Raw genomic sequence first — 21,365 nt, forward strand, 5'->3', positions numbered from 1 at the left:
AAGCAAGCTTGAGGTCAAGTCGGGCCGGTGGAGACCGCCATCGCGAAAGGTGCGCGCGACCACCCAGTGAAGTGCGGTATTGTTCTCCTGCGCGTTCAACCAAGGGGAAACCCCAGGTCAGCGGGCATCGGGACGTGGCGCAGCTTGGTAGCGCACTTGACTGGGGGTCAAGGGGTCGCAGGTTCAAATCCTGTCGTCCCGACTGTGCTTTGAGCACGTCGGAGGCCGTTCTCTCATCCGTGAGAGAGCGGCCTTTTTCGTGCGCCCGGACCTGATCGGGGTATCCGGGGCCGGGGAGCCGACCCGCTCCGCTAACATGTTCGAGCTAACGGCGATCGTGTTGAAATATGTACATCGGCTGAAAATTGATATCTGAGTCATCGCGAGTTCCTTCGCGAACGGGCGGCGGAGCCGCGTTCGCTGCGTGGCGTCAACCACGCGCCGTGCTGTGGGCTGCGGTGACCGTGGTGGCCCTCGGGTTCCTCGTCGCGCTGGAGATCGCCGCGCGCCACTACGGCGAGCGCGGTCCGATCACCGACCAGGCGCGCGAGGTGATCTTCGCCCCCAAGTCGGGAACCGTGCTGTACGCCAGCATGGCCCTGATGCTGGTGGTGCTCAGCTGGCGGCAGCGGTTCATCGCGGTCGGCGCCGCGATCGGCCTCGACCTCGTCTTCTGGCTGGTGCGGTGGGTCGTCGGCGCCGAGATGATGTTCGGCAACGGCGCGCTGCTGGTGACCCTGTCCTGCGCCGTCATCGCCGTCACGCGCCGCACCGGCCGCGAACGCGCCCTGCTGCTCAAGGGCGTCGCGCTGGCCCTGCTGCTGGTGACCGGCCGCAAGACCGGCTACACCTGGCTGCTGATCACCTCGGAAACCCGCCCGATGGTGCTCGACCAGTACGTCGCGGCCGCCGATCACGCGCTCGGCAACCCGTCGTGGGTGGCGGGCCGGATCGTCGAGGCCACCGGCACGGTCGGCGCCCACGTCCTCGAATTCGTCTACATCCAGCTCGCGGTGGCCGCGGTCGCCGTCGCGCTCTACCAGCTGCGCAACGTCGCGGCCGAGCGCCGCTTCCCGCGCCACCACGTGGTGCGCACCTTCCTGGCCGTCGGCCTCCTCGGGCCGGGCATCTACATGATCTTCCCGGTCGTCGGGCCGATCTTCGCCTACGGCGCCGACGGCGGGAGCTGGGCGCTGGCCGACCTCTGGCCGAACGTCCCGCCGCCGGTCGACGTCCCGCAGCCGATGCCCTTCGACGGGTTCACCCCGCGCAACTGCATGCCCAGCCTGCACACGGCGTGGGCCACCACGATCTTCATCCACTCCCGCAAGGGCCCGCGGGCCCTGCGCTTCGCGGGCACGTTCTGGCTGATCGCCACGCTCGGCGCGACCCTGGGCTTCGGCTACCACTACGGCGCGGACATCGTCGCCGGCGTGGTGTTCACGCTCTCGATCGAGACGGCACTGCGCTCGCAGGCCCGCGGCTGGGACCGCCGCGGCATCCTGCTGGCCGCCTACGGCGCCGTGGTCTTCGGCGCCCTCCTCGTCTCGTACCGCTTCCTGTCGACGGAGATGGCCGCGTACCCGTGGGTGTTCGGCCCGCTGGTCGTCCTGGCGCTGTGCTCGATGATCTACGGCTACGTACGCACCACCCGCCAGTGGGACCGCGAACCCACCCCGGCACACCTCCCCGCACCACGCCGCGAACCGCAGCCCGAACTCGTCTGATCCGCCTCGGGCGCGGGCTCAGGCGCTCGCTCAAGTGCGGGCGAGGAGCATGCCGCCCATCGTGACCATGGTCGCGGCGACGAGGCCGTCCAGCACGCGCCAGGCCGAGGGGCGGGCGAGCAGGCCGCTCAGCAGGCGGGCGCCGTAGCCGAGCGAGCCGAACCAGGTCAGGCTGGCCAGCGCCGCGCCCGCGCCGAAGGCCCAGCGCAGGTCGCCGCGGTCGGCGGCGAGGGAGCCGAGCAGCAGCACGGTGTCCAGGTACACGTGCGGGTTGAGCCAGGTCATGGCCAGGCAGGTCAGCACCGCGCGCCGGCCGGAGCCGGGGGAGGCGTCCCCGGGGGTGAGCGCGGCGCCGGGGACGGGGCGCAGGACCCGGCGGGCCGCGAGCACTCCGTAGCCGATCAGGAAGGTGCCGCCCGCGATGCCGACGACGGTCAGGGCGGCCGGCCACGCGGTGACGACGGCGCCGACCCCCGCCACGCCGAGCACGATCAGCAGCGCGTCCGACACGGCGCAGATGGCGACCACGGCGAGGACCGCGTGCCGGCGCGCGCCCTGCCGGAGGACGAACGCGTTCTGCGCGCCGATGGCGACGATGAGGGAGAGGCCGGTGCCGAAACCGGCGAGTGCCGCCGCGATGATGCCGTGTGTCATGGGAATGACCGTAGGCAGCGGCGTGGCGACAGTACAGCTAAAGATTTTTACGTAGCATTAGCGTTCATGATGGATGAGCTGCCGCTGGACCAGGTACGGACCCTGCTCGCGGTCGTGGACGAAGGCACCTTCGACGCGGCCGCCGCCGCCCTGCACGTCACGCCCTCCGCCATCAGCCAGCGGGTCAAGGCGCTGGAGCAGCGCACCGGGCGGGTGCTGCTGATGCGGAGCAAGCCGGTACGGGCGACCGAGTCGGGCCAGGTGGTGATCCGGTTCGCGCGCCAGCTGGCCCGGCTGGAGCGCGACGCGCGGGCCGAGCTGGGCATGGGCGCGGCGCAGGGGCTGGGGCCGGTACGGCTGCCGATCGCGGTGAACGCGGACTCGCTCGCCACCTGGTTCCTGCCCGCGCTGGCCCGGGTCCCGCAGGACCCGCCGGTCTGCTTCGAGCTGCGCCGCGAGGACGAGTCCCATACGACGGCGCTGCTGCGGGAGGGGCAGGTGATGGCGGCGGTCACCTCCTCGCCGGACCCGGTGGCGGGGTGCACCGCACGCGCGCTGGGGCTCGCGCGGTACCTGCCGGTCGCGAGCCCGGCCTTCGCCGCCCGGCACCTCACCGGTGCCCTGGCGCGGGACCTGCGGAAGGCGCCGGTGATCGTGTTCGACCGGCGGGACGACCTCCAGGACGCGTTCCTGCGCTCCCTGGTGGGGCCGGACGCCGCGGCCTCGCCGGCCCGCCACCACATGCCCACCTCCGAGGGGTACCGCGACGCGGTCGCCGCCGGGCTGGGGTGGGGGCTGGTCCCGGAGTCGCAGGCGGAGCCGCTGGTGCGGTCGGGGGAACTGCTGCTGCTGGCGCCGCGGCGGCCGATGGACGTACCGCTGTACTGGCAGCAGTGGAAGCTGGACTCCCCGGCGCTGTCGCTGGTGGCCGCCGTGGTCGCGGGGGCGGCGGCCGAGGCCCTGCTGCCCGTCGGTTGACGGCTTGCGGCTACAGCTTGCGGCTACAGCTTGCGGAAGTCCCAGGACACGACCGACTCCGGGGTGAGGCGGATCCAGGCGTGCCGCCCGTCGTGGGGCATCTCCTCGATGCCGAAGTTCTTCGCCGGGAAGATCCGCTCGGCCTCCGCCAGCTCCGGGCACGGCTCGCCCGTCCGCGGGGCCTCGCCCACGAACACGGCGGTGCCCGACAGTTCGACCCCGCGCAGTTCGTCGTACGCCTCGCCCGCGTCCACGACGACCGAGATCCGGGGGTCCTCGCGCAGATCGGCCCAGCGGCGGCTGCGCGTGATCGAGTACAGCCACAGCGAGCGGCCGTCCCAGGCGAACCACAGTGCGCCCACGTGCGGGCGGCCGTCCGGGGAAACCGTTGCCACCCGGCAGGTGCGCTGCTCGCGCAGGAAGGCGTCCACCTCGGCGTCGGTCATCATGATGCGGCGTCCGCGCCGCTGGGCCCTCCCGGTCGGCTGAGCCCCGGCCGTCCGCTCCGCACCGTCCACGATTCCGCTCCCCTTCACATCTGACTGTGTGTCAGGAATCATGAGGGTTCTTCGGCCACCACGCCAGGGGGAGACATGCCGCGACTCGATCCCGCCACCACCGCGCTGCTCACCGTCGAGTGCCAGAACGGCGTCGTCGGCGACGAGAGCGCCCTCCCCGAGCTGGCCAAGGAGGCCAGGGACTCCGGGATGCTGGGCCGGGTCGCCGCCCTGGTCGACGCCGCGCACGTGGCCGGCGTACAGGTGCTGCACGCGGTCGCCGAGCGGCGGCCGGACGGGCGCGGCGCCAACACCAACGCGCGGCTGTTCCGGGCCGCCGGGAGACTCCCGGTGCGCCAGCTCACCGGGAGCCGGGCGGTCGAGGTCGCCGCACCCATCGAGGTGGCCGCCGACGACCTGGTGGTACGGCGGCTGCACGGGCTGTCCCCGATGGCCGGAACCGACCTGGACCCGCTGCTGCGCAACCTCGGCATCCGCACCCTGGTCGTGACCGGGGTCTCCTCGAACATCGCGATCCCGAACACGGTCTTCGACGCCGTCAACCTCGGCTATCAGGTGGTGGTCCCCTCGGACGCCATCACCGGGGTGCCCGCCTCCTACACCGCCGAGGTGATCCGCAACTCCCTCGCGCTGGTCGCGGCCATCACCACCACCGAAGCCCTGACGGCGGAGTGGGCACCGCCGCGCTGACCGATGCCGCCCGGCGCCGGCGTTCCCGTGGTCCGCACAACTCCGTGGCCGCGATCACTCTCGGGCAGTATGTTCACTCCATGCCGGAGGCCGGTGGTGGGGGCGTCCGTGGATTGCAAGGTTGAAGAGATAGGTGGCCTGGGAAGTGCTGGAAGAGGTCGCAGCGACCCGCTACGTCACGCCCTTGCGTGAGGGCGGCTCGCTCCCGGGGATCGTCGAGGCCGACGATCTGGGGACGTACGTCATGAAATTCACCGGAGCCGGCCAGGGCCGCAAGACCCTCGTCGCGGAGGTCATCTGCGGCCGCCTGGCCCAGCGCCTGGGCCTGCGGGTGCCGCGGCTGGTCCAGATGCAGCTCGACCCCGTCATCGGGCTCGGCGAGCCCGACCAGGAGGTCCAGGAGCTGCTCAAGGCCAGCGGCGGGCTGAACCTCGGGATGGACTACCTGCCGGGCTCGATCGGCTTCGACCCGCTCGCGTACCGGGTGGACCCCGTCGAGGCGGGGCGCGTCGTCTGGTTCGACGCGCTGATCAACAACGTCGACCGGTCCTGGCGCAATCCCAACATGCTGGTGTGGCACGGCGACCTCTGGCTCATCGACCACGGCGCCACCATGATCTGGCACCACAACTGGCCCACCGCCGAGGCCGCCGCCGCCAAGCCCTACAACGCCTCCGACCACGTCCTCGCCCCGGTCGGCCCCGACATCGCGCGGGCCGCCGCCGAGCTGGCGCCGCGCGTGACGAGGGAACTGCTCACCGAGGTCGCGGCCGAGGTCCCGGACGAGTGGCTGGTCGACGAGCCCGGCTTCGACTCGACGGACGCGCTGCGCCGGGCCTATGTGGAGGTCCTGCTGCCGCGCGCCGCTACGATCCACGAGCGGATCACGATGGAGGCCGAGGTGAAGGCCCGGTCCGGTCCGCCGGGCTGGCTCGCCGAGCGCCTCGCCCCCCAGCCCCACCGGAAGAAGAGCGACAGCGAGTGACCAAGCGGGACGTGTTCGAGTACGCGCTGGTGCGTGTGGTGCCCCGGATGGAGCGCGGCGAGTGTTTCAACGCCGGCGTGATCGTCTACTGCCGGGCGAAGTCCTACGTCGCCGCGCGCACCCACCTGGACGAGGCCAAGCTCCTCGCCCTGGACCCCAAGGCCGACGTGGCCGGGGTACGGGCCGCGCTGCGCGCGGTCGAGGGGCTGTGCGCGGGCGGTGAGAGCGCCGGCCAGGCCGCGGGCGACGAGCCGGGACGCCGGTTCCGCTGGCTGATCGCCCCGCGCAGCACGGTGGTCCAGCCGGGCCCGGTGCACACCGGTCTGACGGCGGATCCGGAGGCGGAAGTGGAACGGCTGCTCGATCTGTTGGTGCGCTGATCGCCGTACCGCCCGGAGCCCTGGGACCCGATGCCGTTGACACCGGGTGCCAGGGCTCCTAGCGTCTCCTCAGCTGAGGCTACTAAGCGGTTGCTCACCCATCGGGCGCCGCTGTCGAGGATTCCAAGGGCGAGGAGATCCAGCATGTCCACCACCGAGCAGCGCATCGCGATCGTGACCGGGGCGGCCCGGGGCATCGGCGCGGCCACCGCCGTACGCCTGGCCGCCGAAGGCCGCGCCGTCGCCGTACTCGACCTCGACGAAGCGGCCTGCAAGGACACCGTGGAGGCGATCACGGCGGCGGGCGGCACGGCCCTGGCGGTCGGCTGCGACGTCTCCGACGCAGCCCAGGTGGAGGCCGCCGTCGAGCGCGTCGCGAGCACCCTGGGCGCCCCGACCATCCTGGTGAACAACGCGGGAGTGCTGCGCGACAACCTGCTGTTCAAGATGAGCGAGACCGACTGGGACACCGTCATGAACGTGCACCTGCGCGGCGCGTTCCTGATGTCGAGGGCCTGTCAGAAGCACATGGTGGAGGCCAAGTTCGGCCGTATCGTCAACCTGTCCAGCAGCTCCGCGCTGGGCAACCGCGGCCAGCTCAACTACTCCGCGGCCAAGGCGGGTCTGCAGGGCTTCACCAAGACCCTGGCCATCGAGCTCGGCAAGTTCGGCGTCACCGCCAATGCCGTGGCCCCCGGCTTCATCGTCACCGAGATGACCGCCCAGACGGCCGCCCGCGTCGGCATGGGCTTCGAGGACTTCCAGGCCGCCGCCGCCACCCAGATCCCGGTGCAGCGCGTCGGACGTCCGGACGACATCGCCAACGCCATCGCGTTCTTCACGGGCGAGGCCGCCGGCTTCGTCTCCGGCCAGGTCATGTACGTGGCCGGCGGCCCGCTCAACTGACGAGAGGCAGGGTCCACCGTCATGACGGACGGCAACAGCAACAACAGCAGCACGGGCGCCGGCGCGGACAGCGGGAAGGTCGCGCTGATCACCGGGGCCAGCCGGGGGATCGGCTACGGCATCGCCGAGTCTCTCGTCGCGCGCGGCGACCGGCTCTGCATCACCGGCCGCAACGAGGACGCCCTCAAGGCGGCCGTGGAGCGGCTCGGGGCGGACCGGGTGATCGGGGTGGCCGGGAAGGCGCACGACGAGGCCCACCAGGCCCACGCCGTGGAGCGGGCGATGGAGGCCTTCGGCCGCGTCGACTTCCTGATCAACAACGCGGGAACCAATCCCGTCTTCGGACCGATCGCCGACCTGGACCTCGGCGTCGCCCGCAAGGTCTTCGAGACCAACGTGATCTCGGCGCTCGGCTTCGCCCAGCGGACCTGGCACGCCTGGCAGAAGGACAACGGCGGGGCGATCGTGAACATCGCCTCCATCGCCGGCGTCTCCGCGTCGCCCTTCATCGGCGCGTACGGGATGAGCAAGGCCGCCATGGTCAACCTCACCCTCCAGCTCGCCCACGAGATGGCTCCGGGGGTGCGGGTCAACGCGATCGCCCCCGCGGTGGTCAAGACCAAGTTCGCGCAGGCGCTCTACGAGGGCCGCGAGGAGGAGGCCGCCGCGGCCTATCCGCTCGGCCGGCTGGGGGTTCCGGAGGACATCGGCGGGGCTGCCGCATTTCTTACATCTGCACAAGCGGAATGGATCACGGGTCAAACTCTCGTCGTCGACGGCGGAATGTTCCTCAATGCCGGAGTCCACTGACCGATAGTCGGACGCATTTGCCTCTTGAGAGGAGGCAAATGCGTACCTAATATGCACGAATTCGGTCAAGTGCCTCACGAAACCTGCCCATTGGATTTGGAGAGCACTGCGGTAGGGTCTGCCGCACCCCTGGCTGATCGAGGAGCGTGCACGTGTTCATCCGGACCAGATGCCTGCAGATCACTGCGGCCCTTGCGTCCATATCCCTGCTCGCCGGATGCGGCCTGCTGTCGGATGACAAGGGCGAAACCGCCCAGAAGATCGTCGTCGGCACGACGAGCGCCCCGAGCACCCTCGATCCCGCGGCCGCCTGGGACGGTTCCTGGGAGCTGTACCGGAACGTCTACCAGACCCTGCTGGCGTTCCCCACGGGTGCCGCCAAGCCCCAGCCGGACGCCGCCCAGAACTGCGAGTTCACGGACTCCGCGAGCGAGTCCTACCGCTGCACCCTGAAGAAGGGCCTGAAGTTCTCCAACGGGGAACCGCTCGACGCCAAGGCGGTCAAGTACTCCCTGGACCGGATCCGGACCATCGCCCACAAGAACGGTCCCAAGGACCTCTTCGGCAGCCTGGACAAGATCGAGACCGTCGACGCGCTCACGGTCGTCTTCCACCTGAAGGCCCCGGACGCCACGTTCCCGTTCGTCCTCGGCTCGCCCGCCGCCTCCCTGGTCGCGCCCAAGGAGTACCCGGCCGACAAGGCGCGGGAGGGCGACAAGATCGTCGGCTCCGGCCCGTACGTCCTCCAGTCGTACAAGGAGGGCAGCGAGGCGGTCCTCACCAAGAACGAGAGCTACACCGGCTTCGCGAACCGCAAGAACGACGCCGTCACCATCCGGTACTTCGCGGAATCCAAGAAGATGGTCGAGGCGCTCAAGAACAAGGAGATCGACGCGACCTACCGAGGCCTGTCCGCCTCGGAGATCACGGACCTCCAGAGCCCCGAATCCCACAACGCGGGCGTCCAGGTCGTCGAGAACACCGGCGCCGAGATCCGCTACCTGGTCTTCAACCCGCAGGACCCGCAGGTCAACAAGCTGCCGGTGCGCAAGGCGATCGCCCAGATCATCGACCGCGGCGCGCTCGTCGCCAAGGTCTACCAGGGCACGGCCGAGCCGCTGTACTCCATGGTCCCCAAGGGCGTCGTGGGCCACAAGACGCCCTTCTACGACGTGTACGGCCACGCCGACGTCGCCAAGGCCAAGAAGATCCTCAAGGACGCCGGCATCACCCAGCCGGTGGAGCTGACCTTCTGGTACACCACCGACCGCTACGGCGCCTCCACGGCGGACGAGTTCACCGAGATCAAGCGCCAGCTCGACGAGAGCGGCCTCTTCAAGATCACCCTGCGCGGGCAGCCCTGGAAGACCTTCCAGGAGGGCTACAAGAGCGGCCAGTACCCGGTCTTCGGCCGCGGCTGGTTCCCCGACTTCCCGGACCCGGACAACTTCATCGCGCCGTTCGTCGGCAAGGAGAACGCGGTCGGCACCCCGTACGAGCCCAACGAGATCCTCACCGACCTGCTGCCCAACTCCCGCCGCGAGAGCGACCGCTCGGCCGGCGCCAAGCAGTTCGAGCAGGCCCAGGCGATCTTCGCCCAGGACGTCCGCCTGCTGCCGCTGTGGCAGGGCAAGCTGTACGTCGCCGCCCGCGAGGACATCGCCGGCGCCGAGCGGTCCCTGGACCCGCAGACCGCCATGCAGATGTGGGAGATGTACCGCAAGACCAGCTGGTAGCGGCGCCCCGCCCGCCCCGGCTCCGGCCCGAGCCCGGCTCAGGCTCCGGCCCGAGCCCGGCCCGCCCCACCTGCCCGCGACGGGCGGGTGGGGCGTTGTCAGTGGCCCCCGGTAAGTTCGGATCAGTTGCCCGACGCGGTCGGGCGAAGCAGTGTGAAAGAACCTGTACCGGAGGTTGTAGACGTGACCCAGATGCTGCCCGAGTCCTGGCTCCCCGTCCTCGGCGGAGAGCTGGAGCAGCCCTACTTCAAAGAGCTCACCGAGTTCGTAGAGAAGGAGCGGGCGAACGGGCCGGTCTACCCGCCCCGAGAGCAGGTCTTCGCCGCCCTGGACGCCACGCCGTTCGACAAGGTCAAGGTCCTGGTCCTCGGCCAGGACCCGTACCACGGCGCCGGCCAGGGCCACGGCCTGTGCTTCTCCGTGCGGCCGGGGGTCAAGACCCCGCCCTCGCTGCGCAACATCTACAAGGAGATGAAGGAGGAGCTCGGCCTCCCGGTCCCGGACAACGGGTACCTGATGCCGTGGGCCGAGCAGGGCGTCCTGCTGCTCAACGCGGTCCTCACCGTCCGCGAGGCCGAGCCCAACTCGCACAAGGGCAAGGGCTGGGAGAAGTTCACCGACGCGGTGATCCGCGCCGTGTCCGAGCGCCCCGACCCGGTCGTCTTCGTGCTCTGGGGCGCCTACGCCCAGAAGAAGATCCCGCTGATCGACGAGGAGCGGCACGTCATCGTCAAGGGGGCCCACCCCTCGCCGCTGTCGGCGAAGAAGTTCTTCGGCTCCCGGCCCTTCACGCAGATCAACGAGGCCGTCGCGGCCCAGGGCCATGAGCCGATCGACTGGCGGATCCCGGACCTGGGCTGACGCCCCACCGCGCCTCGGCTCCATTGCCGGTGCCTCCGGCTAGCGTTTCGACGAGCAGACCGGAGCAGGTCTGGCGGATCGAGCCGGAGGCCGCGGTGACGGAGCAGCAGGAGGCGTCGGAGGACGCCGTCATGACCAGGATCGGCCAGGCGGTCATCCTGCTGCACGCCGGGGACCGCGAGGAGGCCCGCAACCGGCTCGGTGAGATCTGGGCCGAGATCGGCGCCGAAGGAGACTCCCTCCACCGGTGCACGCTCGCGCACTACATGGCCGACGCCCAGGACGATCCCGCCGACGAGCTGGCCTGGGACCTGCGGGCCCTCACCGCCGCCGACGGGCTCCGCCCGGGGGAGGAGCCGGGGCCGCCACCGGGCCGGCGGCCGGGCCGGGGGGCGGGTCAGACGCCCGGCGAGGGGCCGGGTCAGATGCCCGGCGAGGGGCCGGGCCAGGCCGTGCGCCCCGGGCCCCAGCAGGCCGTCCGGGTGTTCTACCCCTCGCTGCACCTCAGCCTCGCCGCCGACTACGTGAAACTCCGCCGGCCCGAGGCCGCCCGGGTCCACCTGGCCCGGGCCCGGGCCGCCGCCGGCGCCCTCGCCGACGACGGCTACGGGAACGGGGTCCGGGCCGCCATCGCCCGTCTGGAGCGGCGGCTCGCGGCGGAACCCGGCGAGGGGTCCCGCCCGTTCCCCGAGCAGTATTCGTAGCCGCCCCGCGCGCGCGGATTCCCGTACGGGCGCGGGGCGGCGGTCAGTCGTCGTGGACCCCCGCGCAGATACGGGCCTCCGGGCTGTCCGGGTTCCAGCGGCCGTGCCGGCGCCCCAGGGCGCAGACGTCCGCCGGGCGGACCGGGAGCTCCTTCACCAGCTCGCGCGGCACCCGCTGCCCCGGCTCCCTCCCGTGGTGCGGGCGGCCCCCACGGCCCTCGCCGCCGGAACCTCCGCGTCCGTCGGGCCCCTCGTGCCCGCCGGACCCCTCTGGACGCCCCTGCTCGCCCCCGGCGTGCCGCCGGGGCTCCGGGATGTCGGGGACCGGCGGTACGGCCGCCTCCGCCCCCGTGGCGGCTTCCGCGGCGGGGGCGGAGGCGGGCACGGGCGCGACCCCGGACGCCGTCGGCCCCCCAGGCCGCCCGGACGCGGTGTCCGAGGCCTTCAGCGCCTCCAGGGCGGGCGCCTGGACGACCACCGGCAGGGCCCCGGGCCCGCCGCGCGCCCCGTGACGCGGCGCCGCGCCCGGCGCGGGGGCCCCGGCCGGCCGCATCGGGGCGGCGGGCACGTGCACACAGCCGGAGACGGCCGAGACGGCACAGGCGACTCCGAGCAGCAGCGTTGTCGTGGTTCGGATTGGATGCACCCGCGCAACTCTGCTGTGCGAGGAGCCGGTTGCGAACACCCGCGGCCGATATTGACTCCGCACGGGTGACGGCCTCCCGCAGGTGGACCCGCGGCGCCGCCCCCGCGCCGTCATTCGCCGGTGGAACCGTCCAACTGCTCGCGCAGCAGGTCCGCGTGGCCGTTGTGGCGCGCGTACTCCTCGATCATGTGCGTGTAGACCCAGCGCAGGCTGAACACCTCGCCGCGGCGGTGGCTCTCGGCCCGCGACTCCAGGTCCAGCGAGCGGCCCGCCGCGGCCTGCCGGGCCGCCTCGACCTCGGTCCGCCAGATCCGCTCGGCATCCGCCCAGGTGGCGTCGTCGCCGAAGTGGAAGTCCCCGTCCGGGTCTTCCGGCGTGCAGTACAGCTCGGGCAGCTGCGCGCCCAGCATGATGTCCCGGAACCAGTACCGTTCCACCTCGGCCATGTGCCGTACGAGCCCCAACAGGCTGAGTTCGGACGGCGGGAGGGCGGCCCGCCGCAGCTGTTCGTCACCGAGCCCCTCGCACTTCCAGAGCAGGGTGGCGCGGTGGTAGTCGAGCCAGCCGTCCAGCATCTCCCGCTCGGCGGCGGTGGTCGGGGGCTCGGTGCGGGGGTGTTCCGCGGAGGTGGTCATGCGGCCCATCCTCGGCGACCGGGCCCGCCACCACCAGGGATTAAGCTGCGGAGGTCCCCTACGGAACAGACCTGGAGGTTCCCGGTGAAGGTTGGCGTCATCGGACTCGGCGACATCGCCCAGAAGGCGTACCTGCCCGTCCTCACCACCCGACCGGGCATCGAGCCGCACCTGCAGACCCGCACCCCCGCCACGCTGGAGCGCGTCGCCGGGATCCACCACGTCCCCGCCGGGCAGCGGCACACCGACCTCGACGGGCTGCTCGCCGCGGGCCTGGACGCCGCGTTCGTGCACGCGCCGACCGACGCCCACCCCGAGATCGTGGCCCGGCTGCTGGAGGCCGGCGTACCGACGTACGTGGACAAGCCGCTCGCCTACGGGCTCGCGGACTCGCGGCGGCTGGTCGAACTGGCCGAGGAGCGCGGGGTGTCCCTGTGCGTGGGCTTCAACCGCCGCCACGCGCCGGGCTACGCGCAGTGCGCCGACCACCCGCGCGAGCTGATCGTGATGCAGAAGAACCGGGTGGGCCTGCCCGAGGACCCGCGCACCCTCGTCCTGGACGACTTCATCCACGTCGTCGACACCCTGCGCTTCCTGCTGCCCGGCCAAGCCGACCACATCGATGTCCGGGCCGTGGTGCGCGAGGGGCTGATGCACCAGGTGGTGCTCCAGATGTCCGGCGAGGGATTCACCGCGCTCGGCATCATGAACCGGCTGTCCGGCTCCACCGAGGAGGTCCTGGAGGTGTCCGGCCAGGACAGCAAGCGGCAGGTCGTCAACCTCGCCGAGATCATCGACCACAAGGGACAGCCGACCGTCCGCCGCCGCGGGGACTGGGTGCCGGTCGCCCGCCAGCGCGGGATCGAGCAGGTCGTCGACGCCTTCCTGGAGGCCGTGGAGGCCGGCGAGACGCTCAGCGCCCGGGACGCGCTGCTCACCCACGAGCTGTGCGAGCGCGTGGTGCTGTCGGCTCTGGAGCAGGCGTCCCGGCCCTGAACGACCGCACCCCCGCCGCCGCGCAGTACACCGCCAGTACGGCGAGGGCCGCGCCCACCGGCCAGTCCCCGAAGCGGACGTAGAGGGTCGTGCCCCGGGCGATCGGCACCTCGTACAGCGCCGCCGTGCTCGCCGAGGTGGGCAGCGCGGAGCCGAGCCGCTCGCCGGACGGGCCGTAGACCGCGCTGATGCCGGTGAGGGTGGCGTGCACCATGGGGCGGCCGCTCTCGGCCGCGCGCAGTGCGGCGAGCGAGGCGTGCTGGGCCGGCGCCCAGCTGTGCTGGAAGGAAGAGGTCGCCGACTGGGCGATGAGCAGGCCGGCGCCCTCGCGGGCGAGGTGCCGGCTCATGTCGGGGAAGGCGGACTCGAAGCAGACGAGCGGGCCGAGCCGGACGTCCGGGCGCCCCGGCAGGTCCATGACCACCGGGGAGTCACCGGGCACCCGGTCCTCGCCGGCCGCCTTGCCGACCGAGGTGGCCCAGCCGAGCAGTGCGCGCGCCGGTATGTACTCGCCGAAGGGGACCAGGCGCATCTTGTCGTACCGGGCGCCGGTGGGGCCCTGGGGGCCGACCATCACGGCCGATTTGTAGATGCCGGGATCACCCGACCCGCCCGTCCCGCCCGCCGCAGCAGTCCTGCCCGCCCCGCCCGCCGTGCCCGTCTCGGCCGGGGGCCGCCGGGCGTCCACGTTGACCAGCAGCGGAGCACCCACCTCCGCCGACAGCGCGGCCAGCCGCCGGGCCAGGTCCGGGCGGGCCGTCAGATCCGCGCCGACGCTGCTCTCGCCCCACACCACCAGATCCGGGTGCTGTCCCGCGAGCCCCCGGGTCAGCCGCTCCCCGGCGGCGAACCGCCGGTCCGCGCTGTCCGGGCCGTCCGCGACGAGACCCGGCTGTACGACGGCCACCCGCAGCCCGCCCGACACCTCCGGGCGCGGCACCCACAGCCACACCACCCCCGTCAGCACCGCGCACCCCGTCAGCCCCGCCACCGCCGGGACCCGCGCCGCCGGCGCCACGATCAGCAGCACCACCGCGCAGTTCACCGCCGCCACCAACAGGCTCACCAGCCACACCCCGCCCACCGAGGCCAGCCTCAGCACCGGCGGCACCTGCCACTGGCTCGCCCCGAGCAGCCCCCACGGCCCGCCCAGCCCCTGCCACGACCGGGCCAGCTCCGACAGCAGCCACGCCGCCGGTACGAGGGCCAGCGCGGCCCCCGCCCGCCCCCCGGCGCCGTCCCCGCCGAGCAATTCCCGGACCAGCAGGGCCCACGGGATCCACAGCAGCCCCAGTAGCGCGGCCAGGGGCACCAGGAACACGTGCAGGCTGGGCAGCAGCCAGTGGTGGACGGCCAGGATGAACCCGGCGCCGCCGAGCCAGCCCTCCAGCGCCGCACGCCGCCCGGTCGGCGCCGACCTCAGCAGCAGCATCCAGGGCACGAGGGCCACGTACGCGAACCACCAGAGCGCGGGCGCCGGGAACGCGAGGCAGGGCAACCCCCCGGCGGCCACCGCGGCCGCCGCACGCCACCACCGGGCCGGCTTCGAGAGCATCACGCGCCTCCGCTTCCAGTGTGGGACGACCGGGCCGGATCAGCTCGACAGGTGGCGCCACTTCTCGTGCACGGTGACGCGGCTGAGCCGCCAGCCCTCGCGGGTGCGGGCCAGCGCGAAGGTGTAGCGCCCGGCGGCGACGAAGTTGGGCGCACCGCCCGCACCGCCCGCACCGCCCGCGTCGTCGGGCCCGGTGCCGGTGCCCGTCAGCCGCATCGGGTTCACGAAATCGGCCCGTACCTCGGCCGTGTCCCCGGGCGAGCCGCCCAGGTCCTCCACCCGGATCAGCCGGTTGACGATCAGGTGCTGCCGCACGGGGAACATCCGCATGGTCTCCGCGAGCCAGTCCGCGACCTGCCGGGCGGAGCCCTCGACCCCGCCCGCCGAGCTGTAGTCGGCCCGGCCGTCCGGGGTGAACAGGGCGCGGTAGGCCGCCCAGTCCCCGTCGTCCACGGCCACCGCGTACCCCGAGACCACCTCGTCGATGGCGAGGCGGTCCATTACTGTCGCGAGGTCCACACGCTGCGTCATCGGGACAGTCTGGAGGCGCGGGCGGCCCAGGCCAAGGGGCGTGCGCCCACGGGATCTCCGCCGGCCCCGTCAGTGACCGGAATGCGCCTCCCGCTGCCGCACCACGACGAGGAACGCGTCGGTGGCCAGGTCCATCACCACCTCGGCCGGCACACCCTGTCGCATCCGCTCCGCGGCGTACTCCTCGGCCGGCCAGCTTCCCCTCGGACTACCGGCCGGAAATCGCTCCAACACCACTCGACCCATGGGACACCCCCTGTCGCTTGCCTTCAGGTCTCTTCAGGCACAACGACGCGGAGGCCGCCCGGGAACGTTCCCGAACGGCCTCCGGTTCACGCGTCCTGGTGACGCGAGGGGGTGACTAGGAGCCGGACTCGCCGGCGTGCGGGCTCAGCACGCCCGCGGCGATCAGCGCGAACAGGGCGATGCCCAGCAGGATCCGGTAGATCACGAACGGCATGAAGCTCTTGGTGGAAATGAATTTCATGAACCATGCGATGACGGCATAGCCGACGAAGAAGGCGATCACCGTCGCGAAGACCGTCGGGCCCCAGGAGATGTGCCCCGGCGTCTCGATCACGTCCTTGATCTCGAACGCGCCCGAGGCCAGGACGGCCGGGATGGCGAGGAGGAAGGAGTAGCGGGCCGCCGCCTCGCGGGTGAAGCCCAGCAGCAGACCGCCGGAGATCGTCGCACCGGACCGGGAGACGCCCGGGATCAGCGCCATCGCCTGGCAGACACCGAAGATCAGACCGTCCTTGACGCCCAGTTCCTTCAGCGTCTTGCGGCTGCGGATGGCGCGGTGGCGGCCGCCCTCCTCGTCACGCGCGGCCAGCCGGTCGGCGATGCCGAGCACGATGCCCATCACGATGAGGGTGGTGGCGGTCAGCCGCAGGTCGCGGGCCGGGCCCACGATCGCGTCCTTGAACACGAGGCCGAGGACACCGATCGGGATCGATCCGACGATCACCAGCCAGCCCATCTTCGCGTCCTGCTCCGAGCGCAGCGCCTTCGTGTACAGCGAGCGGAACCAGGTGGAGATGATCCGCGCGATGTCCTTGCGGAAGTAGATCAGCACGGCGGCCTCGGTGCCGATCTGGGTGATGGCGGTGAAGGCAGCTCCGGGATCGTGCCAGCCGGCGAACGCCGCGGTCAGCCGCAGGTGGGCGCTGGAGGAGATCGGGAGGAACTCCGTAAGCCCCTGGACGAGACCGAGGATTAGGGATTCGAACCAGCTCATGTCGGGGTGCGCTCGTCCTTGTGATCGTCGGGCAGTTCGGGTCCGATGCTAGGGCCCGTGGGAAGCGGCCGTGACCACAGGGGGGTGTTGGGGCGCCCGCTCATGCGGGGCGGGCGGTGCGAAGCGGTGCCGCTCGCGCCAGGCGACCGCCGCGGCGACCGCCCCGGAGACCGCGATGAAGCCGAACGACGCCAGGAACGCCGGGGAACCCGGCGAGGAGGCGCTGGCCCCCGCGATCACGTACGCGGCGGTGTTCGGGACCGTGCCGAGCGCGGTGGCCAGCAGGAACGGGACCCAGCCGCAACGCGAGACCGCCGCGCAGTAGTTGGCGGCCGCGAAGGGGACGCCGGGGAAGATCCGGACCGCGAGCATCGAGCGGAAGCCGTGCCGGCTGAGCTGGCCGTCGGCCGCCTTCAGCCAGCGCCCGCGAAGGTACGGACGCAACGCCTCCTGGCCCAGGACCCGGCCGAGACCGAAGGCGATCCCGGCGCCCAGCACCGTCCCGCCGACCGCCGCCACCAGCCCGTACTGGGTCCCGAAGACGGCCCCCGCCGCCAGGTTGAGCAGCGGGCGCGGGACGAACGCCGCCGTGCAGAGCCCGTACGCGGCCGCGAACAGCAGCACCGCCGCGCCGACGGGCAGTCCCGGCGGCCAGCCCTCCGACAGGATGCGCTGCGGCTCGTACAGCAGCACGCACGCCCCGGCCGCCGCGAGCAGCAGGACGAGCAGCGACAGCCTGGTCCGCGGCGCGAGGAGGAGGGACATCCCGGGAGAGTAACCGACGTATGCGGCGCCGCGCCGTAATCTGGGCCGCATGCGGCCGAACGACCAGCGACCCCCGGGTGTTCCGCGCAGCGACCTCGCCGAGCTGCTGACGCGGCGGCTCGCCGAGACGTACGGGGCGGCCGCCGATCCGGAGCAGGCCGGACACATGGCCGCGTACATGAAGGGCGTCGCGCCCTTCCTCGGGATCCGCACCCCGCTGCGCCGCGAACTGTCCCGGGCCGTGACCAAGGACACCCCGGCGCCGACCGAGGCGGACTGCGCGGCGCTCGCGCTGCGCTGCTGGGGCCTCGCGGAGCGTGAGTACCACTACTTCGCGGCGGACTACCTGCGGCGGCACGTGTCCCGCTGCTCCTCCGGGTTCCTGCCCGTGGTCCGGCACCTGATCGTCACCGTCTCCTGGTGGGACACCGTGGACACGCTGGCCGCCCACACGGTCGGCCCGCTGGTGGCCGCCGATCCGCGGCTCGCGGCCGTGATGGACGAGTGGATCGGGGACGACGACCTCTGGATCGCCCGCACCGCCCTCCTGCACCAGCTGCGCTACAAGGGGGCGACGGACGCCGACCGGCTCTTCGCCCACTGCCGCCGCCAGGCGGGCCACCCGGACTTCTTCATCCGCAAGGCGATCGGCTGGGCCCTGCGCGAATACGCCAAGACCGACCCGCGAGCCGTCCGCGCCTTCGTCGAGGCCGAACGGACCACCCTGTCGCCCCTGTCGACCCGCGAGGCCCTCAAGAACCTCTGACCGGGGCGAAATTCATTCGACGCCGTCGTGGGGCTGGGGCAGGATCGGCGGCATGTCCCGGTACGCCTTCCTCGCAGCGCCGTCCGCAGTCGCGGACGCGCCGAAGGCTGCCGTGCCCGCGGTGGTGCTCGCACCCGCCGCACTCGACGGCGCACGAAGCTGACCCTTCCCGGATCGTCCGGCGGACCCCGCAGGGGGAGGGTCGGTTCGCCCTCGGGGTCCCGTCTCCAGTTTCGGAAGCATCGGGAAGACATCATGGCCAAGACGGCCTTCGTGCGGACCAAGCCGCACCTCAACATCGGCACCATGGGTCACGTCGACCACGGCAAGACCACGCTCACCGCCGCCATCACCAAGGTCCTCGCCGCGCGCGGCGGCGCCGCCTACGTGCCGTTCGACCGGATCGACCGGGCCCCGGAGGAGTCCCGGCGCGGGATCACCATCAACCTCACGCACGTCGAGTACGAGACCGACACCCGCCACTACGCCCACGTGGACATGCCGGGCCACGCCGACTACATCAAGAACATGGTCACCGGCGCCGCCCAGCTCGACGGCGCGATCCTGGTCGTCTCCGCGCTCGACGGCGTCATGCCGCAGACCGCCGAGCACGTCCTGCTCGCCCGCCAAGTCGGCGTCAACCACATCGTGGTGGCGCTCAACAAGGCCGACGCCGGGGACCCCGAGCTCACCGACCTCGTCGAGCTGGAGGTCCGCGACCTGCTCACCGAGCACGGCTACGGCGGCGACGCCGCCCCCGTCGTACGGGTCTCCGGGCTCGGGGCGCTGGAGGGCGACCCGCGGTGGACGGCGGCGATCGAGGCGCTGCTCGACGCGGTGGACACGTACGTCCCGATGCCCGTGCGGTACACGGACGCGCCGTTCCTGATGCCGGTGGAGAACGTGCTGACCATCACCGGCCGCGGGACGGTCGTGACCGGCGCCGTCGAGCGCGGCGGCGTACGCACCGGCGACCGGGTCAGCGTGCTCGGCGGCGACGGCGAGCCCGTGGAGACCGTGGTCACCGGCCTGGAGACCTTCGGGAAGCCGATGGAGTCCGCCGAGGCCGGCGACAACGTCGCGCTCCTGCTGCGCGGGGTCCCGCGCGACGGCGTGCGCCGCGGGCACGTGGTGGCCGCGCCCGGCAGCGTGCGGCCGCGCCGGCGCTTCACCGCGCGGGTGTACGTGCTCTCCGGGCGGGAGGGCGGCCGTACGACCCCGGTCACCAGCGGGTACCGGCCGCAGTTCTACATCCGGACCGCCGACGTGGTCGGGGACGTGGACCTGGGCGAGGCCGCGGTGGCCCGGCCCGGGGAGACGGTCACGATGACCGTCGAGCTGGGGCGGGACGTTCCGCTGGAGGCGGGCCTGGGCTTCGCGATCCGCGAGGGCGGCCGGACGGTCGGCGCGGGCTCGGTGACCACCGTGCTCGACTGAGCCGCCCGCGAGGGCGACCCCGTGGTGGTGACGGCGGACGGCGTGCGCCAGACTGCCGTCACCACTGACGCGTCAAGAGGGGCGGACGGACATGGGCGGCGGCCGGGACACGGCACTGGTGCTCGGCGGCGGGGGACTCACCGGCGTCGGCTGGGAGTCCGGGATCCTCTGCGGGCTCGCCCGCGCGGGCGTGGACCTGAGCCGCGCGGACCTCGTCGTCGGCACCTCGGCGGGCTCTCTCGTCGGCGCCCAGCTCACCTCCGGGCTCCTCACCCCCGAGGAGCTCTACGAGCGCCAGCTCGGCGACGGCTCCGGGGAAGCGGTGGCCAGGTTCGGGGCCGGGCTCGTCGCCAGGTACGCCCTCGCGATGGCCCGCTCCCGGAACGCCACCGCCTACCGCCGGCGGGTCGGTGCCATGGCCCTGGCCGCCGCCGGGGGCGCCGACGAGAGCGAGCGGCGCGAGGTGCTGGCGGCCCGGCTCGTCTCGCACGAGTGGCCCGAGCGGCGCCTCGTCGTCACCGCCGTCGACGCGCTGAGCGGGGAGCTGGCCGCCTTCGACCGGGAGAGCGGGGCCGCCCTGGTGGACGCCGTCTCGGCGAGCTGCGCCGTGCCCGGGGTGTGGCCGCCCGTGACGGTGGGGCAGCGGCGGTTCATCGACGGCGGGATCCGCTCCGCGACCAACGCCGACCTGGCCGCCGGATACGCCCGCGTCGTGATCATCGCTCCCATGACGCTCGGCTCCGGGCTGGTCCCCTCGCCCGCCGCCCAGGCGGCGCGGCTGCGGGCCGCGGGGGCGCTGGTTCTGCTGATCACGCCGTCCCCGGCGGCCCGCAAGACCTTCGGGCGCAACGTGCTGGACCCGGCCCGGCGGGCCCCCGCGGCGCGGGCCGGGCTCGCGCAGGCCGCGGAGCACGCCGCCGGTGCCGCCGCGGTCTGGTCCGGCCCGGCGGCCTGACAATGGAGGGGTGAGCGACGAACAGATCCCGGTGATCCGGGAAGTGGGCCAGGGCACCGCCAAGCTGATGCCGGACGTGGACCGGGAGCGGGCCTGGCTGCTGACCGTCGACGGGGCCCCGCAGTCGTACGTGGACCTGGACGAGCCGGAGCACCTGGAGTTCGAGTACGTACGCCGGCTCGCGCACGTGCTCGACTGCGCGGCCGAACCGGGCGCCGGGCTGGACCTGCTGCACCTGGGCGGCGGCGCGCTGACCCTGCCCCGCTACGCGGCGGCGACCCGGCCCGGATCCCGCCAGACGGTGGTCGAGTTCGACGCGGGGCTGGTGGAACTGGTCGCGGAGCACCTCCCGCTGCCGGCCGGGGCGCGGGTCACGGTGCACGCCGCCGATGCCCGCGGCTGGCTGGAGGGCGCGGCCGCCGACAGCGCGGACGTCATCGTGGCCGACGTGTTCGGCGGCTCGCGGGTCCCGGCGCAGCTCACCTCCGCCGAGTACGCGCGGGAGGCGGCGCGGGTGCTGCGCCCGGGCGGGGTGTACGCGGCGAACCTGGCCGACGGGGCGCCGTTCGGCTTCCTGAAGGCCCAGCTGGCGAACTTCGGGGCCGTGTTCGGGGAGCTCGCGCTGATCGCCGAGCCGTCCGTACTGCGGGGGCGGCGGTTCGGGAACGCGGTGCTGGTCGCCTCGGATCGGGAGCTGCCGCTGGCGGCCCTGTCCCGGCGGTGCGCGGCGGACGCGTTTCCCGCGCGGGTGGAGGCGGGGGCGGCGCTGGCCCGGTTCGCGCGCGGCGCGCTGCCGGTGCCGGACGCGGCCGCGGTGCCCTCCCCGGTGCCGCCGGAGGGCGCGTTCAGCCTGGGCTGAAGCCCCGGCCGACCGCACCCGCCGCGTTCCG

At 72.8% G+C, this 21,365-nt stretch carries 23 protein-coding genes and 1 tRNA gene; 16 read left to right on the forward strand and 8 right to left on the reverse strand.

Annotated features, from left to right (window positions below; translation table 11 throughout):
• Positions 1 to 128 precede the first annotated feature (128 nt).
• Together EES41_RS29505 and EES41_RS29510 are read left to right on the forward strand one after the other, a co-directional pair.
• Positions 129 to 202 (forward strand) — tRNA-Pro (locus EES41_RS29505).
• A 163-nt stretch (positions 203 to 365) separates the two neighbouring features.
• On the forward strand, positions 366 to 1,727 hold the full coding sequence (locus tag EES41_RS29510; protein ID WP_174261763.1) for a phosphatase PAP2 family protein: 1,362 nt from the start codon (positions 366 to 368) through the stop codon (positions 1,725 to 1,727).
• A gap of 30 nt (positions 1,728 to 1,757) precedes the next feature.
• Here EES41_RS29510 and EES41_RS29515 read toward each other — a convergent pair whose 3' ends face one another.
• Complete coding sequence (locus EES41_RS29515) at positions 1,758 to 2,381, reverse strand: LysE/ArgO family amino acid transporter (RefSeq protein WP_123081049.1); 624 nt, start codon at positions 2,379 to 2,381, stop codon at positions 1,758 to 1,760.
• 69 nt (positions 2,382 to 2,450) lie between these two features.
• Between EES41_RS29515 and EES41_RS29520 the strand changes: the two genes are divergently transcribed.
• Positions 2,451 to 3,359: a LysR family transcriptional regulator ArgP gene (locus EES41_RS29520; RefSeq protein ID WP_123082768.1), complete on the forward strand. Its 909-nt coding sequence runs from the start codon at positions 2,451 to 2,453 to the stop codon at positions 3,357 to 3,359.
• Positions 3,360 to 3,382: 23 nt separating this feature from the next.
• Here the strand turns inward: EES41_RS29520 and EES41_RS29525 are convergent, their stop codons facing one another.
• Positions 3,383 to 3,808 carry a pyridoxamine 5'-phosphate oxidase family protein gene (locus EES41_RS29525; RefSeq protein WP_123081050.1) on the reverse strand — a complete coding sequence of 142 codons (426 nt, stop codon included), beginning with the start codon at positions 3,806 to 3,808 and terminating at the stop codon, positions 3,383 to 3,385.
• Positions 3,809 to 3,952: 144 nt separating this feature from the next.
• Between EES41_RS29525 and EES41_RS29530 the strand changes: the two genes are divergently transcribed.
• The 8 genes from EES41_RS29530 (at position 3,953) to EES41_RS29565 (ending at position 10,949) form a co-directional block, all read left to right on the forward strand.
• Entirely contained in the window at positions 3,953 to 4,567 is a 615-nt protein-coding gene (locus tag EES41_RS29530) for a cysteine hydrolase (protein WP_123081051.1), read from the forward strand.
• 145 nt (positions 4,568 to 4,712) lie between these two features.
• A complete protein-coding gene (locus tag EES41_RS29535; protein WP_174261854.1) occupies positions 4,713 to 5,552 on the forward strand; it encodes a HipA family kinase in 840 nt (279 codons plus the stop codon).
• Positions 5,549 to 5,932 carry a DUF3037 domain-containing protein gene (locus EES41_RS29540; RefSeq protein WP_008742755.1) on the forward strand — a complete coding sequence of 128 codons (384 nt, stop codon included), beginning with the start codon at positions 5,549 to 5,551 and terminating at the stop codon, positions 5,930 to 5,932. Before EES41_RS29535 ends, EES41_RS29540 begins: the two co-directional genes overlap by 4 nt.
• A gap of 144 nt (positions 5,933 to 6,076) precedes the next feature.
• Positions 6,077 to 6,838: a 3-oxoacyl-ACP reductase FabG gene (gene fabG / locus EES41_RS29545; RefSeq protein WP_008742754.1), complete on the forward strand. Its 762-nt coding sequence runs from the start codon at positions 6,077 to 6,079 to the stop codon at positions 6,836 to 6,838.
• 21 nt (positions 6,839 to 6,859) lie between these two features.
• Entirely contained in the window at positions 6,860 to 7,648 is a 789-nt protein-coding gene (locus EES41_RS29550) for an SDR family oxidoreductase (RefSeq protein ID WP_123081052.1), read from the forward strand.
• Between the two features lie 146 nt (positions 7,649 to 7,794).
• A complete protein-coding gene (locus tag EES41_RS29555; protein ID WP_174261764.1) occupies positions 7,795 to 9,384 on the forward strand; it encodes an ABC transporter substrate-binding protein in 1,590 nt (529 codons plus the stop codon).
• Between the two features lie 192 nt (positions 9,385 to 9,576).
• Positions 9,577 to 10,245: a uracil-DNA glycosylase gene (locus tag EES41_RS29560; RefSeq protein WP_123082770.1), complete on the forward strand. Its 669-nt coding sequence runs from the start codon at positions 9,577 to 9,579 to the stop codon at positions 10,243 to 10,245.
• Positions 10,246 to 10,340: 95 nt separating this feature from the next.
• Positions 10,341 to 10,949 (forward strand): hypothetical protein, encoded by a 609-nt coding sequence (locus EES41_RS29565; RefSeq protein ID WP_123081054.1) that lies wholly within the window; start codon positions 10,341 to 10,343, stop codon positions 10,947 to 10,949.
• 43 nt (positions 10,950 to 10,992) lie between these two features.
• Here EES41_RS29565 and EES41_RS29570 read toward each other — a convergent pair whose 3' ends face one another.
• Entirely contained in the window at positions 10,993 to 11,595 is a 603-nt protein-coding gene (locus tag EES41_RS29570; RefSeq protein WP_254211603.1) for a hypothetical protein, read from the reverse strand.
• Positions 11,596 to 11,705: 110 nt separating this feature from the next.
• A complete protein-coding gene (locus EES41_RS29575) occupies positions 11,706 to 12,230 on the reverse strand; it encodes a DinB family protein (RefSeq protein ID WP_123081056.1) in 525 nt (174 codons plus the stop codon).
• An 84-nt stretch (positions 12,231 to 12,314) separates the two neighbouring features.
• On the opposite strand from EES41_RS29575, the gene EES41_RS29580 reads away from it, so the two are divergent.
• A complete protein-coding gene (locus tag EES41_RS29580) occupies positions 12,315 to 13,226 on the forward strand; it encodes a Gfo/Idh/MocA family protein (protein ID WP_123081057.1) in 912 nt (303 codons plus the stop codon).
• Here EES41_RS29580 and lnt read toward each other — a convergent pair.
• From lnt to EES41_RS29605, 4 genes are all read right to left on the reverse strand, one after another.
• Entirely contained in the window at positions 13,165 to 14,781 is a 1,617-nt protein-coding gene (gene lnt / locus EES41_RS29585) for an apolipoprotein N-acyltransferase (protein WP_123081058.1), read from the reverse strand. The two genes, EES41_RS29580 and lnt, sit on opposite strands and share 62 nt — an antisense overlap.
• 39 nt (positions 14,782 to 14,820) lie before the next feature.
• Entirely contained in the window at positions 14,821 to 15,312 is a 492-nt protein-coding gene (locus EES41_RS29590) for a nuclear transport factor 2 family protein (protein WP_123081059.1), read from the reverse strand.
• Between the two features lie 361 nt (positions 15,313 to 15,673).
• Positions 15,674 to 16,552 carry an undecaprenyl-diphosphate phosphatase gene (locus EES41_RS29600; protein ID WP_073772591.1) on the reverse strand — a complete coding sequence of 293 codons (879 nt, stop codon included), beginning with the start codon at positions 16,550 to 16,552 and terminating at the stop codon, positions 15,674 to 15,676.
• Positions 16,553 to 16,600: 48 nt separating this feature from the next.
• Complete coding sequence (locus EES41_RS29605) at positions 16,601 to 17,317, reverse strand: TVP38/TMEM64 family protein (RefSeq protein ID WP_123081060.1); 717 nt, start codon at positions 17,315 to 17,317, stop codon at positions 16,601 to 16,603.
• Between the two features lie 49 nt (positions 17,318 to 17,366).
• Between EES41_RS29605 and EES41_RS29610 the strand changes: the two genes are divergently transcribed.
• From EES41_RS29610 to EES41_RS29625, 4 genes are all read left to right on the forward strand, one after another.
• Positions 17,367 to 18,083 carry a DNA alkylation repair protein gene (locus EES41_RS29610; RefSeq protein ID WP_123081061.1) on the forward strand — a complete coding sequence of 239 codons (717 nt, stop codon included), beginning with the start codon at positions 17,367 to 17,369 and terminating at the stop codon, positions 18,081 to 18,083.
• 255 nt (positions 18,084 to 18,338) lie between these two features.
• The gene (gene tuf / locus EES41_RS29615) at positions 18,339 to 19,520 is read left to right on the forward strand and encodes an elongation factor Tu (protein ID WP_037798572.1); all 1,182 of its coding nucleotides are present in this window, start codon (positions 18,339 to 18,341) and stop codon (positions 19,518 to 19,520) included.
• 91 nt (positions 19,521 to 19,611) lie between these two features.
• Positions 19,612 to 20,475, forward strand: a complete 864-nt coding sequence (locus EES41_RS29620; RefSeq protein ID WP_123081062.1) for a patatin-like phospholipase family protein — start codon at positions 19,612 to 19,614, stop codon at positions 20,473 to 20,475.
• A gap of 67 nt (positions 20,476 to 20,542) precedes the next feature.
• Entirely contained in the window at positions 20,543 to 21,334 is a 792-nt protein-coding gene (locus tag EES41_RS29625; protein ID WP_123082771.1) for a spermidine synthase, read from the forward strand.
• Positions 21,335 to 21,365 lie beyond the last annotated feature (31 nt).

It is taken from the genome of Streptomyces sp. ADI95-16 (assembly GCF_003721495.1).
Taxonomy (GTDB): domain Bacteria; phylum Actinomycetota; class Actinomycetes; order Streptomycetales; family Streptomycetaceae; genus Streptomyces; species Streptomyces goshikiensis.